Source organism: Silvimonas iriomotensis (genome assembly GCF_014645535.1).
Classification (GTDB): domain Bacteria; phylum Pseudomonadota; class Gammaproteobacteria; order Burkholderiales; family Chitinibacteraceae; genus Silvimonas; species Silvimonas iriomotensis.
In genome coordinates this window covers 257,034-273,288 of sequence record NZ_BMLX01000003.1, presented here as the reverse complement: position 1 = coordinate 273,288, position 16,255 = coordinate 257,034, and the positions used below count along the sequence as shown (strand labels likewise).

The 16,255-nt window shown below is 61.6% G+C and carries 15 protein-coding genes; 11 read left to right on the top strand and 4 right to left on the bottom strand.

Going from position 1 to position 16,255, the window contains the following annotated elements:
• The first annotated feature begins 44 nt into the window (after window positions 1-44).
• From IEX57_RS12755 to IEX57_RS12730, 6 genes are all read left to right on the top strand, one after another.
• Window positions 45-428: a Rid family detoxifying hydrolase gene (locus IEX57_RS12755; RefSeq protein ID WP_188704736.1), complete on the top strand. Its 384-nt coding sequence runs from the start codon at window positions 45-47 to the stop codon at window positions 426-428.
• Window positions 429-536: 108 nt separating this feature from the next.
• Window positions 537-950, top strand: coding sequence for a CoA-binding protein (locus IEX57_RS12750; protein ID WP_188704735.1), 414 nt, complete (start codon window positions 537-539; stop codon window positions 948-950).
• A gap of 80 nt (window positions 951-1,030) precedes the next feature.
• Window positions 1,031-1,861, top strand: coding sequence for a diaminopimelate epimerase (gene dapF, locus IEX57_RS12745; RefSeq protein ID WP_188704734.1), 831 nt, complete (start codon window positions 1,031-1,033; stop codon window positions 1,859-1,861).
• 52 nt (window positions 1,862-1,913) lie between these two features.
• On the top strand, window positions 1,914-2,624 hold the full coding sequence (locus IEX57_RS12740; RefSeq protein ID WP_188705060.1) for a DUF484 family protein: 711 nt from the start codon (window positions 1,914-1,916) through the stop codon (window positions 2,622-2,624).
• Between the two features lie 6 nt (window positions 2,625-2,630).
• Window positions 2,631-3,533, top strand: a complete 903-nt coding sequence (locus tag IEX57_RS12735; RefSeq protein WP_188704733.1) for a tyrosine recombinase XerC — start codon at window positions 2,631-2,633, stop codon at window positions 3,531-3,533.
• 92 nt (window positions 3,534-3,625) lie between these two features.
• Complete coding sequence (locus tag IEX57_RS12730; RefSeq protein WP_188704732.1) at window positions 3,626-4,069, top strand: SRPBCC family protein; 444 nt, start codon at window positions 3,626-3,628, stop codon at window positions 4,067-4,069.
• 26 nt (window positions 4,070-4,095) lie between these two features.
• Here IEX57_RS12730 and IEX57_RS12725 read toward each other — a convergent pair whose 3' ends face one another.
• Both IEX57_RS12725 and bioA read right to left on the bottom strand, forming a co-directional pair.
• Window positions 4,096-5,712, bottom strand: a complete 1,617-nt coding sequence (locus IEX57_RS12725) for a cyclic-di-GMP receptor FimW-related protein (protein ID WP_188704731.1) — start codon at window positions 5,710-5,712, stop codon at window positions 4,096-4,098.
• Window positions 5,696-7,087: an adenosylmethionine--8-amino-7-oxononanoate transaminase gene (bioA, locus tag IEX57_RS12720; RefSeq protein WP_188704730.1), complete on the bottom strand. Its 1,392-nt coding sequence runs from the start codon at window positions 7,085-7,087 to the stop codon at window positions 5,696-5,698. Before bioA ends, IEX57_RS12725 begins: the two co-directional genes overlap by 17 nt.
• A 462-nt stretch (window positions 7,088-7,549) precedes the next feature.
• Between bioA and IEX57_RS12715 the strand changes: the two genes are divergently transcribed.
• Together IEX57_RS12715 and IEX57_RS12710 are read left to right on the top strand one after the other, a co-directional pair.
• On the top strand, window positions 7,550-8,287 hold the full coding sequence (locus tag IEX57_RS12715) for an ion channel (protein WP_229709009.1): 738 nt from the start codon (window positions 7,550-7,552) through the stop codon (window positions 8,285-8,287).
• Between the two features lie 267 nt (window positions 8,288-8,554).
• Complete coding sequence (locus IEX57_RS12710; RefSeq protein WP_229709008.1) at window positions 8,555-12,067, top strand: DNA translocase FtsK; 3,513 nt, start codon at window positions 8,555-8,557, stop codon at window positions 12,065-12,067.
• Between the two features lie 379 nt (window positions 12,068-12,446).
• On the opposite strand, the gene IEX57_RS12705 is transcribed toward IEX57_RS12710, so the two are convergent.
• Window positions 12,447-12,650 (bottom strand): hypothetical protein, encoded by a 204-nt coding sequence (locus IEX57_RS12705; protein ID WP_188704727.1) that lies wholly within the window; start codon window positions 12,648-12,650, stop codon window positions 12,447-12,449.
• Window positions 12,651-12,713: 63 nt separating this feature from the next.
• On the bottom strand, window positions 12,714-13,097 hold the full coding sequence (locus IEX57_RS12700; protein WP_188704726.1) for a hypothetical protein: 384 nt from the start codon (window positions 13,095-13,097) through the stop codon (window positions 12,714-12,716).
• Between the two features lie 311 nt (window positions 13,098-13,408).
• Between IEX57_RS12700 and IEX57_RS12695 the strand changes: the two genes are divergently transcribed.
• The 3 genes from IEX57_RS12695 (at window position 13,409) to IEX57_RS12685 (ending at window position 16,188) form a co-directional block, all read left to right on the top strand.
• Window positions 13,409-14,692: an aspartate carbamoyltransferase gene (locus IEX57_RS12695; protein WP_229709007.1), complete on the top strand. Its 1,284-nt coding sequence runs from the start codon at window positions 13,409-13,411 to the stop codon at window positions 14,690-14,692.
• 38 nt (window positions 14,693-14,730) lie between these two features.
• Window positions 14,731-14,943, top strand: coding sequence for a hypothetical protein (locus tag IEX57_RS12690; protein ID WP_188704724.1), 213 nt, complete (start codon window positions 14,731-14,733; stop codon window positions 14,941-14,943).
• Window positions 14,944-15,087: 144 nt separating this feature from the next.
• Window positions 15,088-16,188: a calcium:cation antiporter gene (locus IEX57_RS12685; protein ID WP_229709006.1), complete on the top strand. Its 1,101-nt coding sequence runs from the start codon at window positions 15,088-15,090 to the stop codon at window positions 16,186-16,188.
• Window positions 16,189-16,255 lie beyond the last annotated feature (67 nt).

Below are 16,255 nucleotides of genomic sequence, written 5' to 3'. Positions count from 1 at the left end.
CTGGGCCACTTCCTTTTCCACTGCCAATTTGCCGGAGTTACAGCATGAGCAAGTCCATTATCCATAGCGACAAAGCCCCGAAAGCCGTTGGCCCGTATTCGCAGGCCGTGAAGGTGGGCGACACTGTGTATCTGTCCGGCCAGATTGGTCTGGACCCGGTTTCGGGCAACCTGGTAGACGGCTTTGATGCCCAGGCGCATCAGGTTTTCACCAATCTGCGCGCCGTGGCACAAGCCGCCGGCGGTGATCTGTCCGACATCGTCAAACTGGGCGTGTTCGTGACGGATCTGGCCAACTTTGCGCGTCTGAACGAAATCATGACCGAATACTTTGTCGAGCCCTACCCGGCCCGTGCTGCCATCCAGGCCGCCGCGCTGCCCAAGGGCGCCATCGTCGAGGCTGACGCCGTGCTGGTGCTGTCGAAGTAACCACCACCGCCGCCGATCGCCCCAGACAGCCCGGCAGCCTTGTGCGCCGGGCTGGTTTTTGTCAGGCCTGCCCTGATCTACTTTGCATCGAGCCCGCCGGAGTCGCCCATGTTCCAGAACCCGTCTGATGATGAAATCCGCAGCCTGCTGGAGCGCGTCAAACGCATCGCGGTGGTGGGGTTGTCTCCCAAGCCCGATCGCCCCAGCTTTGGCGTCTCGCAAGTCATGCAGCGCGCGGGCTACCAGATTGTGCCGGTGCGGCCCATGGTGTCAGAGGTGCTGGGCGAGAAAGCCTGGGCCACGCTCAAAGACGTGCCGGGCAAGGTCGATCTGGTGAATGTGTTCCGCCGCGCCGAAGAGATCGATGCCGTCGTCGACGACGCCATTGCCATTGGCGCGCCAGCCATCTGGATTCAGCTGGGCATCGTCAATGAAGCCGCCGCCGCCCGCGCCCGTGCGGCCGGTCTGATGGTGGTGATGGATAAATGCATCAAGATTGAATACATGCGCCTCTGTCCGTAATGGGCACGGCACGCCCGAGTTATCTTGCCAGGCAGCGCGCAGCCGTTTAGCCTGAGCACAACGACCAGCAAAGACTTGTTATGAATCTGACTTTTACCAAGATGCAGGGCCTGGGCAACGATTTCATCGTGCTCGATGGCGTGCGCCAGCCCGTGCAACTGTCTGCCGAAACCATCCGCAAACTGGGCGATCGCCATTTTGGCATCGGCTTTGACCAGCTGTTGCTGGTCGAACCCGCTGAGCGTGAAGGTGTGGATTTTCGCTACCGGATTTTCAACTCTGACGGTGGCGAAGTAGAGCATTGCGGCAACGGCGCGCGCTGCTTTGTGCGCTTTGTGCTCGACCAGGGCCTGACCGAGAAAACCGAGATTGTGGTCGATACCGCCAAAGGCGTGATCAAGCCCCGGCTGGAAGCCAACGGCCTTGTGACCGTCGATATGGGCGAGCCGCGCTTTTTGCCCGCCGAGATCCCGTTCGTGGCCGATGCCGATCAGGTGATCCATGCGCTGGATGTCAACGGCGAGCACGCCGACATCACCGTGGTGTCCATGGGCAACCCGCACGCTGTACAGGTGGTCGATGACGTCGACAGCGGCATTGTGGAACGCCAGGGCCCGGTGATTGAATCGCACCCGCGCTTTGTGCAACGCGTGAACGCCGGCTTTATGCAGATCATCAACCGCGGCGCCGTCAAACTGCGCGTGTATGAGCGCGGCGCTGGCGAAACGCTGGCTTGCGGCACGGGCGCCTGCGCGGCAGTCGTCGCTGGCATCCGTCGCGGCTTGCTGGACCCGACCGTGCGCGTGACCACGCATGGCGGCGATCTGACCATCAGCTGGCACGGCCCGGGCACGCCGGTGATGATGACCGGCCCGGCAGTCAGCGTATTTACCGGCCAGGTCCAGATCTGATCCGGCCCGTCACAACAACAGATCCAACATATAGCCAGGAAGAGAGTTGACGATGCAAGCCCAGGAAGTCATGCAATGGTTGCAGGAAAACCCCGGTTTTTTTGAAGACTATGCCGACGAGATCGCGGATATTTTCGTGCCGCACAGTCACAACGGCCAGGCCGTATCGCTGGCGGAGCGCCAGTTGCTGACGCTGCGCGAGAAAAACCGCGCCATGGAAACGCGTCTTGGCGAACTGCTGCAGTTTGGCGAAGAAAACGACGTGATCTCCGATCTGGTGCAAAAGCTGGCGGTCGGCCTGATGCAGGCCAACGACCTGCCAGGCATTGTCGGCACGCTGGAATATCACCTCAAAGAGCGTTTCCTGGTTCCACATGTGGCCCTGCGCCTGTGGCTGCCGGCCGACGCCCAGCTGCGTGAATTCACGCCGGTGGGCGAAGCCGTGCACAAGCTGGCCAACAACCTGGTCTCGCCGTATTGCGGCCCGTATGTGACCGATGAAGTGATCGAGTGGTTTGAAGGCACCGGCGCCAGCCTGAAGTCGTTTGCGCTGTTTGCCCTCAGAACCAGCGATCAGCCGTTTGGCATCATGGTCCTGGCCAGCGATGATCCGGAACGCTTCTTCCCGGACATGGGCACGCTGTATCTGCAGCGCCTGTCTGAACTGCTGGCCGCGGCGATCCGCCGTGTCGTGCCGTCCGGCCCGCCGGTCTTGTCGGCCGAGGTCACGGACGCTGACCTGCCGGTGACGGACGAGCAATAAACCGTCATGACCGAAGACTTGCAGGCGCGCTTTGCCCGGTTTCTTGAAGGCGAGAAACACGCCAGCCCGGAAACCCGCAAAGCGTATCTGCGTGATCTGCAAGACCTGGTCACACTGGCCGGCAACAAACCGCTCAATGAACTGACCGCGCTGGATGTGCGCGGCTTTGTCCGGCAACTGGCTGCGCGCGGGCTGTCTGCGTATTCCATTGCCCGCATGCTGTCGGCCTGGCGCACCTTCTACAAGCTGATGGCGCGCGATCTGGGCTGGCCGCTGGACCCGGCCGCCAGCGTCAAACCCCCGCGCAAACGCCAGCGCCTGCCCAAGGCCATGTCTGAAGACGCCGCCGTGGGCCTGCTGGACAATATGCCCGATGACGACACGCTGAGCGCGCGTGACAAAGCCATGTTCGAACTGGCTTATTCATCCGGCCTGCGGGTTTCTGAACTGGTGAGCGTGCAACTGGCCGATCTTGATCTTGGCGGCGCGCTGGCGCGCATTACCGGCAAGGGCAACAAGACGCGCATGGTGCCGATTGGCCACAAAGCCATCGCCGCGCTGAATGAATGGATGCACGAACGCGCCCTCATCGCCCTGCCCGACTGCACGCACGTTTTTGTCGGCCAGCATGGCAAACCGCTGACCACCCGCGCGGTTCAGGCCCGTTTCAAAACCTGGGAAGCCCGTCTGGGCATTACCGAACCCCTGCACCCGCACAAGCTGCGGCATAGCTGCGCCACGCATCTGTTGCAGAACTCGGGCGACTTGCGGGCAGTACAAGAATTGCTGGGACACGCCAATCTTTCGACCACACAGGTGTACACGCACCTGGACTGGAAAGTGCTGGCCAAAAGCTACGACGCCCATCACCCGCGCGCGCGCCGCAAAGACGACAAAACCGAAGATTGACGCGGCAGGCGCCAAAGCGCTGGCAAGGTGTTCACTATAATCGGGCAAGCCCGGCTGATCTGGCCGCGCCTGACCTGAACAGGAGAACGCCCGTGCCCTCGACCATCACGCTTCATCGCGTACTGCGGACCAGCCCCGCAAACATCTACCGCGCATTTCTGGATATGGACGCGCTGGCGCGCTGGCTGCCGCCCAACGGTTTCACCGGCAAGGTACACCAGATGGAAGCCAGCACTGGCGGGCAGTTCAAGATGTCCTTCACCCATTTCGCCAGCGGCAATAGCCACTCATTTGGCGGCACTTACGTTGAACTGCGGCCGAATGAATACATCCGCTACACCACCCGGTTTGACGACCCGAACCTGGCGGGTGAGATGCAAACGACCATCGAATTGCAACAGGTGAGTTGCGGAACCGACATGCGCGTCACGCAGGCCGGTATCCCGGATGCCATCCCGACAGAGGCGTGTTACCTGGGCTGGCAGGAATCACTCCTGCATCTGGCGCGACTGGTCGAGCCCGAGTTTGCTGGCTAAGAAACAGACAGGCGCTGCGGCCGGACCTAGCGCCCGCTATAGGGCTGGCGTACCGGCTGGGCGTCTTTGGCCGGACCAGACTCGACCGCCTCATCCACCGGCACATCAAACTCAAACAGGTCAAACCCGGCCTGCTGTTCCACCAGCCGTACCGCCGTCAGCATGATGGTGTCGCTGCCGGTCTCTACGCGGAACTGACCGCCTTTGACGAAAGTACCGCGTGGCGCCAGCACACGGGCCGGCTGGCGCAGGATGGACATCGTGGGCAGCATCAGCACCGGAGTCGGTGCGGCCGAAGACTGCGCATCGATATGGCGCAGCAAGCCCAGCTCGGCTTTGGGCGCAAAAATCTGCACGCCGATTTCCAGCGCGCCTTCTTCGCTTTGCTGAATCCAGCGCACGGCGGCGTACATCCAGTTGCCCCCGGCTTCTTGCGGGCGCACAGACACCAGCTCGCCCACGCGCAGGCGCTCTGGCGGGGCTTCCCGTTTGGCCAGTGCGTAGCCACCCGGGCTTTCGTCCACCACCGCCCAGTCCTGCATGTGCAGGTCAGTGGTAATGCCAGCCTGTTCAAGCTGGTCTGGCGGCAGCGGCACGTCGGCATCCATGGCGCAGGGCGCGACATGTTTGAAGCCCACGCACAAATCCACGGTGGCGTCTTTGGGGATGCGCTGGAACATGCGGCGCGGGGCGATGCTCCATTGCTTGAGCAGGCGGCGCAGGATGTCCATCCAGAACTGGATTTTCACCCGGTCCGGCACCGCCGGCGCCTTGGTTTCCAGCCCCTGCAGCATCTTGTGCAGTTTTTTGCCCAGCTCGATGGTATCGATCAGCATGGCCGGGCCGGTGTAATCACCCGGCAGGTTGTTGCCGTAATAGGCCGGCGGCTCATCGGCATCCAGCCGCGCCAGGAAAAACCCGCCGGTGCCGGCATGTTGCGCCACCGGCTGGAAATGCGCGGCCGGAGCGTAGTTGTCGATGATCTCGATGACCTTTTCCAGCTCGATGGTCGAGAACCGCAACGGGTCTGCCAGCGACAACAAGACAATCCGCTTGTACAGCACGCCCACCGGCGGACCGACTTCTTCCAGGTGCGGTTCGTCCAGCTGGCGCGCTTGCGCCATCAGCTGGAACAACTGATGCAGTTCACGCCACATGCCGGAGAACGGCTGCATGGCCATGCGGCAATCAAGCTGGTAGGCGCGGTAAAACAGCAGCATGACCAGTTGCACCAGTTGCGGCACTTGCTGCTTGCTGTTGCCACTGAAGAACGAACGCTTTTCCACGCGCTCCACAAGGGCGATCTTGTAACCCCCCGCCAGCTCCAGCCACAGATTGCGCATCAGCAACATGGCCTGGCGCGGCTTATCCCGCATGGGCATGCCTTGCGATACCGCCTGTGCGGCAAAATCGCCCGACATCACATCCAGTACGCGACGGTATTCATCCAGCAGTTTGATGCGGGCGTCCGCATCCAGCACCGTGCGGTTGCACGAGGCAAGGGCATCGAAAATCTGTCGGCCGGTTTCAAGCACGTGGCCGCTGGGCAGGCCGATCAGCCACATGCGCAAGGCACGCGGATCAGTCTCCACGATGGCGGCCAACCGGGCATCCGGTTGCGGCAGATCAAGCGATAGCTGCATCGTCCAGCTCCTCTTGCCCACCCAGCGCGGCTTGCAAGGCCTGGGTGGCGCCCTCTACGAGCCAGTCGGCTTCGTCGTCCTGCATGACATACGGGGGCATGAAATAAACGGTATTGCCGATCGGACGCAGCAACAAGCCGTGTTCGAGCGCGGCGCGGTACATGCGCTGGGCAAAGCCTGGGCGTGGATCATCCACATCAAAAGCCCAGATCATGCCCGTATTACGATAGTGGCTTACCCGCTCGTGCCGGGCGAAACCGGCAAAGCGCTTCGACCAGCGGGCCGCGCGCTCGCGATTGGTGGCGATCACATCGTCTTTTTCAAAGATATCGAGCACCGCCAGCGCCGCCGCGCAGGCCAGCGGGTTGCCGGTATAGGAGTGCGAATGCAGAAAACCGCGGGTGACGTCTTCGTCGTAGAACGCCCGGTAGACGTCGTCGGTCGTCAGCACGGCGGCCAAAGGCAGAAAACCGCCGGTAATGCCTTTGGATACGCAAATGAAATCGGGCTTGATCGCCGCTTGCTCGCAACCGAACAAGGTACCGGTGCGGCCAAAGCCGACGGCAATCTCGTCGGCAATGAGGTGCACCTGATATTGGTCACACAGTGCGCGCACGCGGGTCAGGTAATGCGGGTCATACATGGCCATACCGGCCGCGCCCTGCACCAGCGGCTCCAGAATGACGGCGGAAATCTCGTCGTGGTGCGCCGCCAGGATCGCCGCCAGGCCGTTGGCCGCAGCATCCGCGACATCCCGTGCGGTTTCACCGGCGCCGGCAAGGCGCGCATCGGGCGAGGGCGCAATGAAATTGTCGCGCACCAGGCTGGAATACGCGCTGCGGAACACCGGCACATCCGTCACCGACAAGGCGCCGACGGTTTCGCCATGGTAACTGCCGGCCAGATAGACAAAGCGGTGCTTGCCCGGCTTGCCGTTGTTCTTGTGATAGTGCGCCGACATCTTGAGCGCGATTTCGGTGGCAGAAGCGCCATCAGAACCATAAAACGCGTGGCCAAGCCCGGTCAGGGCGCCCAGACGTTCAGAAAGCTCGACCACCGGCCGATGCGTGAAACCGGCGAGCATGACATGCTCAAGCCGGTCCAGCTGTTGCGTAATGGCCGCCTTGATCCGCGGCTCACCGTGACCAAACAGGTTGACCCACCAGCTCGATACGCTATCCAGATAACGCTTGCCGTTACTGTCGTACAGCCAGACGCCCTCACCGCGCTCGATCGGAACCAGCGGGAAGGTTTCCAGACGCTTCATCTGGGTACACGGATGCCATACCGCCTGGCGGCTGCGTTCCAGAAGGTTGTCATTATGATTGGCTGCGCCAGGCTGGCTTGTCGGGCTTTCCAGTTTTATCTCCTGCATACAGACTACGGATATTTCCATGTTGCGATGGTTCAAAAAAGTACCAATCGTCACCCATAAAAAACCGGTTGAGCGGCAGGTTATACGATTCTTGGGGCCGCTGTTAAGCACCATATGCTAATTACTTAAAAAATTACTTGCAGCTTTCCAATTCAATTCAATTCAGTTAATTTTTTGGTGACAATTTTCGGCACAAGTGACGTAAATCGCTTCCCAAAAATGGCAATTTGTGTGCTGTACAAACCCTGAAGCAGCACCCCGTGTTTCACCGAAAAACAACCAGTCAGGCATACAAACATGTTTGAGTTTCATTTACCCAAAAGCAGCAACGTGGCGCTTCTGGGCGATCGGGAAATTATTACACATGGCTTGCAAACCCAGTTCTGGAGTGATCTATACCATCGCTGCATGATGGTGCGGTGGCCAGTTTTCTTTCTACTGGTCGGCCTGGCATTCCTGCTTTTGAACCTGGTTTTTGCCACCTTTTACAGCATGGGTCTGCACCCCATCGCCAACCAGTATCCAGCCGGTTTCTGGGGGGCATTTTTCTTTAGTGTCGAAACCATCGCTACTGTCGGATATGGCGACATGCATCCGCAGTCGGTTTATGGTCATGTCATTGCAACAGTAGAGATTTTTACCGGCATGATGAGCATTGCCCTGATTACCGGCGTGATGTTCGCCCGGTTCTCCCGGCCACATGCCCGCATCATGTTTTCCCATAACCCGGTCATCCGCCCCATCGACGGCCAGATGATGCTGATGATGCGCGCCGCCAATGCCCGCCAGAATGTCATCGTCGACGCCTCTGCCCGCTTGCGCTTGATCCGCCAGGAAAGCGCGGTCGAAGGGCTGCAGATCCGCCGCATTCATGATCTGCACCTTGTCCGCCACCAGCACCCCATGTTTGTGCTGAGCTGGACACTGATGCATGTCATTGATGAATCCAGCCCGCTCTATGGCATGACCGCGGCAGACCTGGCGCGGACTGACAGCATGCTGGTCCTGAGCCTGGATGGCACCGACGAAACCACCACCCAGACCATGCGCTCGCGCCAGAGCTACAACCATGAGCAGATCCGCTGGCAATACGCCTACGCCGACCTCTTGTACAAAGACGAAGACGGCCAGATGCACGTGGACTACACCCGGATGAATGAGATCAGACCGTTGACGGTCGTTGAGCAGCCGACCGGCTGAAGCAGCAGCTCCACCTGCGCCGGCAGCGCACCGACGCGCCGGACTCCCGCCGGGAGGGCGGCCACCTCTCGGCGGCCCCAGAGAAAGCACCGTGCACCCAATCCGCCCGGTCGCCATCCCGCCGCTTGCCCCATACACGTTTCAAACACGTCACGCTATGTGTCGAACCTGATGACGCCGGCCCCATAGCGGCTTATGATTGCCGGTTTGGCGAGACAGAACGTCCGTTCACCTTTCGTCCGCAACGCTAGACAAGAAACACCAGACATGAATCAAGGCCAACCGCAACGTACGCCGCGCCCGTCTTTCGGCCGCACTGGCGGCGGCTTTCTGCCCGTAGCCCGCATCGCCCTGTTGGCGTTTGCCTGCTGCATGGCGTTTATTTTCCAGATTTCACACTGGCCACAATGGTGGCACGCGCTGCTGGGTATCGGCGGCTGGTGGGTGACCATCGGCGCAGGTATTGCAACCTGGCAGGCCCTGCGGCAACAGCCCTTGCGCATTACCCGGCCCGGCTGGCGTAGCGCAGCGGGTTATGCTTTGCTGATTGTCAGTGGCGCACTGGCCGGGCACCTGATCCTGGCGACGGGTCATCCCGCGCTGGGTCTGATCGTGCTGGCCGCCGGTACCGGCGCGGGTATTCCGTTGTGGGCCGGTCTGCGCTGGAATGCGCTCACCGAACTCGTTAGCGCCCGCCTTGAGCATGCTATTGCGCAACTGACCAACAAGCTGCCGGTGACCATGGCCGAGGCACAAACCGAACCGCCGGCCCAGACCGTGCCCGAGGACGTGACGCCGGAACCTGCCCCTGCCCCGGCGGCCGCTGCACCTGCAGTCAACCTGCGTTCCTGGTTCACCCGCACCTGGTCAGAACCGGCGCCTGAGTTCGAACACAGCGCAGAGCCCGGCATCGAGGCCAGCCCGCAGCTTGAAGACCTCCCCGAGCCGGCATTTGACCCGGCGTACGAGGCGCATCAGGCCGCCCTGACGCGTGCTGCAGAAAAGCTCGACACTCGTCGCCCCGCTGCATCCGTCAATACCGTCCCTGCCGGTTCGCCGTTGCCGGTGATCACGCTGGATAAATCCTTCCCGCGCGCTGCACCCGCGCCAGCGCCCAAGCCGCTGCCGGTCCTGGGCCGCGAGCAAGTGCTGCAACCGCCCCGCTATTTGTCGCGCCAGCCCGCGCCGCGCCCGGCGCCGGCACCGCAAGCCGATCTGCCGCGTATCGACGCCAACGAAATCCGCGCCCGGCTGCAATCCATGCATGGCCATCGCGATACCCAACGTATCGCAACCCAACATGCCCGTCAGCTTGACCAGACTGCACAAGACGGCACCAAAGCGGCCAGCACGCCGGCGCCGATCGTGGTGCGCAGCAGCCGTACTGTCAGCAATGCCGATGACGCCGTATTTATCAGCGCACGCCGCCCGGTTCAGCGTTCCGCAACAGTAACCCCGGCCGAGGAACCCGCGCCGCTGGCACCGGTGCCGATGCCGGTGGTCGCGGCAGAGTCTGTGGTGCCAGAAACCCTGGCCGAGGCCGAGGCCACCCCGGCACCGCGCTACCAAAGCGGCCGCACCATTCGCACCGCGCAAAGCTATACCGCACCGCCCGAGCCCGTACCCGCGCAAGCAATTACGCCGCCGCCGGCCGTTGAGCCAGCCCCGATGGCACCGCGCCCGTTCTGGCAGCGCCCGCTGCAAGCGCCGGACGCCCACCCGGTTGCGCCAGAACTGGTGCTGCCGGAGATGCCGGTATGGCAAGCGCCCGCCGCCGCGGTTGAAGCCCCGGCACCCGTTATCGCCCAAGCCCCCGCACCGGCACAAGCCATCTGGCCCGCGATTCAGGACGTACCGCTGCCGGCTATTGAAGAGACTACGGCTGAACACCCGGCAGCCCCTGTCGTGGCCCCGGTGGTTGTCGCACCCGTGGTCACGCCTGTCGCGCCCGTCGTGGCCAGCCCGGCTATCGAGCTCGCTGTAGTCGCCGTTGCACCACCCGCAACCGAACCCGCCGCCCCTGCCTTTACGCCCATGCGCTGGCAACCCATGCCATGGGAAGACGCTGATGAGGACGAAGCGCAAGAAGCAGCACTCGCCATTGAGCCGGAACTGCTGCCGCCTGCTGCCGTCCCGCTGCAGCCGCCCGCCCCGGCCTGGCAAAGCCCGGCCGCCAGTGTGGCCGCAGAACTGGCCGCCAGCGGCGACTATCAGCCCTCCGCCTGGGCCACCGACCTGATCAACCGCCCGGCCCCCGCGCCAGTACCGCCGCCGCGCCCGCTGTATGACGAAAGCTGTTTGCCATCGCTGGACCTGCTGCTGCCGCCCGCCCAGGCCATAGACCCGATCAGCCAGGACGAGTTGATTGATCGCGGTATTGTGATTGAAGAGAAACTGGCCGAATTCAAGGTGAAGGTCAGCGTGCTTGATGCCTTCGCCGGCCCGGTCATTACGCGTTATGAAGTCGAACCCGCCGTTGGCGTGCGCGGCGCCCAGGTTGTGAACCTGATGAAAGACCTGGCGCGCGCGCTGGGCCTGGTGTCGATCCGCGTGGTGGAAACCATCCCCGGCAAGACCTGCATGGGTCTGGAACTGCCCAACCCGACGCGGCAGATGATCCGGCTGAGTGAGATCCTCAGTTCCGAGGCATTCCACACCCAAAGCTCCAGGCTGACCATGGCGCTGGGCAAGGACATCACCGGCAAGCCCATCGTCACTGATCTGGCCAAAGCGCCGCACATGCTGGTGGCCGGCACCACGGGTTCGGGCAAGTCGGTCGGCGTGAACGCCATGATCCTGTCCTTGCTGTACAAGGCCACGCCCGATGAAGTGCGCTTCATCATGGTCGACCCCAAGATGCTGGAACTCTCCGTCTACGACGGCATTCCGCACCTGCTGGCCCCGGTGGTCACCGACATGAAACTGGCCGCCAACGCGCTCAACTGGTGTGTGGCGGAGATGGAAAAACGCTACCGCCTGATGAGCGCCATGGGCGTGCGCAACCTGGCCGGCTTCAACCAGAAAGTGAAAGAAGCCGAAAAGGCCGGCAAGCCGCTCAGCAACCCGTTCAGCCTGACCCCGGACAACCCCGAACCGCTCACGCACCTGCCGTTCGTGGTGGTGGTGGTCGATGAATTTGCCGACCTGATGATGGTGGCCGGCAAGAAGATCGAAGAACTGATCGCCCGCCTGGCCCAGAAAGCCCGCGCCGCCGGCATCCATTTGATCCTGGCCACCCAGCGCCCCAGCGTGGACGTGATCACCGGCCTGATCAAGGCCAACATCCCCACGCGCGTTGCGTTCCAGGTCTCGTCCAAGATCGACAGCCGGACCATCCTGGACCAGATGGGCGCCGAAGCCCTGCTGGGCCAGGGCGACATGCTGTTCCTGCCGCCCGGCACCGGCTACCCGCAACGCGTGCACGGCGCCTTTGTGGCCGATGACGAAGTCCACCGCGTGGTCGAATACCTCAAGACCACCGGCGAACCGGACTACGTCGAAGGCATCCTCAACGGCGGCCTTGATGCCGAAGCCGCCGCCGGCAGCAGCGGCGCACCGTGGGCCGAGGCCGGTGGCGAGGAAAGCGACCCGCTGTATGACGAAGCGGTGTCGTTTGTCCTGAAAAGCCGCCGCGCTTCGATCTCGTCTGTGCAGCGACAACTGCGCATTGGCTACAACCGGGCGGCCCGGTTGATTGAGCAGATGGAGAATGCGGGGCTGGTGAGTGCCATGGAGAGTAATGGCAACCGGACGGTGCTGGCGCCGGCGGCGGGGGAGTGAAGGGTTTGTTTTTGGAAACAGGAAGGCGCTGGGAAATCCGGCGCCTTTTTTGTTTTTTTGGGGGGCGTGGGCAGCAAACTATTTTTGCGCGGTGGCGCGGATTTGAACCTGGCTGCCGCGACTAGTTCGTCATTCCTGCGGAGGCAGGAATCCAGTCTGGCCGCCGCAGGTGGCCTTTGGGGCCGGAGCTGAAAACCTTTAACCGCTGTTAGCGCCTGCGGCGCGGTGTTTTACATACCGGCGGTGGCCGGAGCACCCTACTTTCTTTGCTTCGCCAAAGAAAGTAGGCAAAGAAAGGCGACCCCAGCCTGGCGGCCCTCCGGGCTGCCCTCTCTCACTCGGGAGCCTAAGGTCTCCCTCCCTCCTTCGGCGCTGGGCTTTAATGGGGGAGGAAAGTCAAAAACAACGGCACCCCCAAAACCAACTGCAACCCGAAACCAAAATCAACGGCAACGGCAACGGCAACGGCAACGGCAAATTCAACACGCACCCGCACTGACTCGTCATTCCGGCGAAGGCCGGAATCCAGTTGCAATGCTTGCACGTATCGAAGGATAAATGCGAGGCAGCGGCGGTAATCCACCGAAGGCAGCCCATTGGGCTGCGGACTGGAATCCTGCCTGCGCGGGAATGACGGAGTGGTGGGCTAAACCCACCATTCTTGCGAACGGACGGTTTGCACGGTCGGGTTGCTTTTGAAGTTGCTTTTGAAGTTGCCGTTGATTTTCGAAGTTGCCGTTGATTTTCGAAGTTGCCGTTGATTTTCGAAGTTGCCTTTGCCTTTGCCTTTGCCGTTGCCGTTGCCGTTGCCGTTGCCGTTGCCGTTGATGTTCGGGGTTGCAGTTGCTTTTGACCTGCCATCCCCTTTGACTGCGCCGAGCATCGCAGCAAGGCGCGGGGTTTCGGCGGAGGGGTGTCTGAGCGAAGCGAGTTCCCGTAGCCAGCCGCGCCTTGCGAGAAGCACAGGGAACCCGAAGGGCGCCGTCGCAGGGGTCGCCTTTTCTTTGGGCACTTTCTTTTGGCGACCCAAAAGAAAGTGCCTTGCCGTCGGGCAACCCCCGACATCCAAAACACCCGCGCCGCCAGGCGCTAACAGCAGTTAAAAGCTTTAAAGACAGCAGCAGGTGGATTATCGCCACCACTCCAAATCCACCCCACCCACATCCCTCTGGCAATCCACTACAGTGCCCCGGTCACCACCGGCAATCAAACCTCCGTGCCGTCAGGCACTAACAAAGCTTTTGCTTTCCCCTCAATCCACTCATCCCCCCTCCCTCGACATCCCCCACCCCACTCCCTTAATATACGCCCCGCGTACACTAGGAGAAAAAAATGTCCACCATGAGCCAGCAAGTTTTCCTGCGCGATGCAATGCGCAAACTCAACCTCACCCGTGATGGTTTTGCCGATCGCTTCGCCTGCAGCCGCCGCGCACTGGATACCTGGCTCTTGCCGGACGAGTCCTCCGAGTTCCGCCCCATGCCGGAAATGGTCGAGCGGTTTGTGTCGGAGATTCTGCAACGCGACCATCAAGCCGGATATACGCAGAGCGTAGTTCAAACCGGGCTGCGTGACCGGATTTCGGCCAATGGTCGCCCGCAGTTGCTGTCAGTAGATCAGTTCACCCGGGAGTCGGTGGGCGAGTTGCTGCGCGTGGCGGACATCATGCAACCTATCGCCCGCCGCCAGAAGGTATGCCGGGTGCTGGAAGGCGCGGTGCTGGCCAACCTGTTTTTTGAAGCCAGTACCCGCACCCGGGTGAGTTTTGGTGCGGCGTTCTGCCGGCTGGGTGGCAGCGTGTGTGACACCACCGGGTTTTCGTTTTCGTCCATGGCCAAGGGCGAATCGATTTATGACACCAGCCGCGTGATCGCCGGTTATGCCGATGCCGTGGTCGTGCGCCACCCGGAAAAAGGCTCTGTGGCGGAGTTTGCCCGTGCCACCAATATTCCGGTGATCAACGGCGGTGATGGCCCGGGGGAGCATCCCAGCCAGGCGCTGCTGGATCTGTACACCATCGAGACGGAGTTCTCCCGTCTGGGCAAGCTCGTGGATGGAGCGCATATCGCCATGGTCGGCGATCTGAAATACGGCCGCACGGTGCATTCGCTGATCAAGCTGCTGGCCTTGTACCGCGGCATGAAGTTCACGCTGATTTCGCCACCGTCGCTGGAAATGCCAGCTTATCTGGTCGAACACGCCAGCCGCAACGGGCACGTGGTAGAGATCAGCAACTCGCTGCAAGAAGGCTTGCGCGGGGCAGATGTGGTGTATGCAACGCGCATCCAGAAAGAGCGTTTTGTGGGCGAGGAGCTGGAAGGCTATACGGCGGATTTCCAGATCACGGCGGCCGTGGTGAATGCTTATTGCAAGGCCGATACCATCATCATGCACCCGCTGCCGCGTGATAGCCGCGAAGGGGCCAATGACTTGTCCACCGACCTGAACCACGATCCGCGCCTGGCCATTTTCCGCCAGACCGATAACGGCATTCCGGTGCGCATGGCCATCTTTGCCACGCTGCTGGGTGTAGAAAACCAGATCCAGCGCAACATGCGTGATGTCACCTGGCGGGCGCCCCAGCACGTTGGGCCGGATGATGCTGCGTTTTACACGATGGAATGATGCAATCAGCATCTGAACCCGATCCTGACGGAACCGACATGCTACTTCCCACTCCAGCCAATCTTTTTGCCAGCGTGTTTTTCAGCATTGTCGGCTTTACCGCCCTGCGTTACGGCAAGAAGCGCGGCCTGCGCGTGCCCATTGTGGTGGGCATTGCGCTGATGGTGTACCCGTATTTCATTTCGCAAACCTGGCTTTTGTATCTGATCGGGTTTGCGTTATGCGCGAGCATGTTTGTAGTGCGTTCCTGAAGGTCGGCCAGATCGATCTGTGCGCAAGCAAAGCCGGCATCCAGCATGCCGGCTTTTTGTTTTTGGCGGCGCGCCGCCGCCGGTTGCATTGCTCTACACTGCGAACACAAACAACAACACAACCGCAGCCCGAATCACACCATCATGACACTTCTGAAGCAGGAATCCTTTTTACTGGTTGCAGTCCTTGCCACCGTGGCCGCGTACGCGTTTGAGCACGCGGCGGTGGCAGGTGGGCAGAGCGCGGGGCTGATTGCCTCGCTCTTGATCATTGTCGCCATCTTGCTGGCGGCCCTGCGCGTGGCGCACCACGCCGAGGTCCTGGCCGAGAAATTTGGCGAGCCCTACGGCACCATGATCCTGACGCTGTCGGCGGTGCTGGTCGAGGTGGTGATCCTGGCGATCATGACCAGCCACGCGCCGGCGCCGACGCTGATGCGCGATACGGTGTATTCAGCGGTCATGCTCGATATCAACGGCATTCTGGGGCTGGCCGCCATTCTGGGCGGGCTCAAGCATGGTGAGCAGCCGTACAACGTGGATTCCGGCAATACCTATCTGGTGATGATCCTGACTGCCATGGGGATCTCCATGGTGGTGCCGGAGTTCATTCCGCAGGGTAAATGGCAGGTGTATTCCATCTTCACCATTGTGGTCATGGTGTTGATGTACGGGATGTTCCTGCGGCTGCAGACTGGCAAACACAGTTACTTTTTCAGCTACAAGTATGGTTCTCGCCGGCATGGCGCGGCGCATCCGGAACCCACGGCAGACGAAGAAGAAGAACACGGCAACGTGCGCGCTTCTGCCGCCTTGCTGGTGGTCGGGATTGTGCTGATTGGTGCGCTGGCAGAGGTCATGTCCAAAACGCTGGAGGTGGGCCTGGCCGGCACTGGCGTGCCGCCGATTACCGCCGCGCTGATCGTGGCCGTGATCAGCGCCAGCCCGGAAATCCTGACTGCATTGCGCTCGGCGCTGGCCAACCGCATGCAGGGCGTGGTGAACATTGCGCTGGGCGCGTCGCTGTCTACGGTGATTCTGACCGTACCGGTGATCGAGGGCCTGGCGCTGTTGCGGGGCGAGCCGATTTACATGGCGCTCTCCCCGACCCAAACCGTGATGATGCTGCTGACCTTGCTGGCCGCCGCCATCAATCTGCACGACGGCGAAACCAACGCCATTGAAGGGCTGACGCACTTTGTGCTGTTTGCCACTTTCCTGATGCTGGCCGCGCTGGGCATGTAACAGCGCCAGCGCGGGGTGATGCCAGGTGAATAATCCGGCATCGCCCCCATCTGTGCCGGGTGCGGAC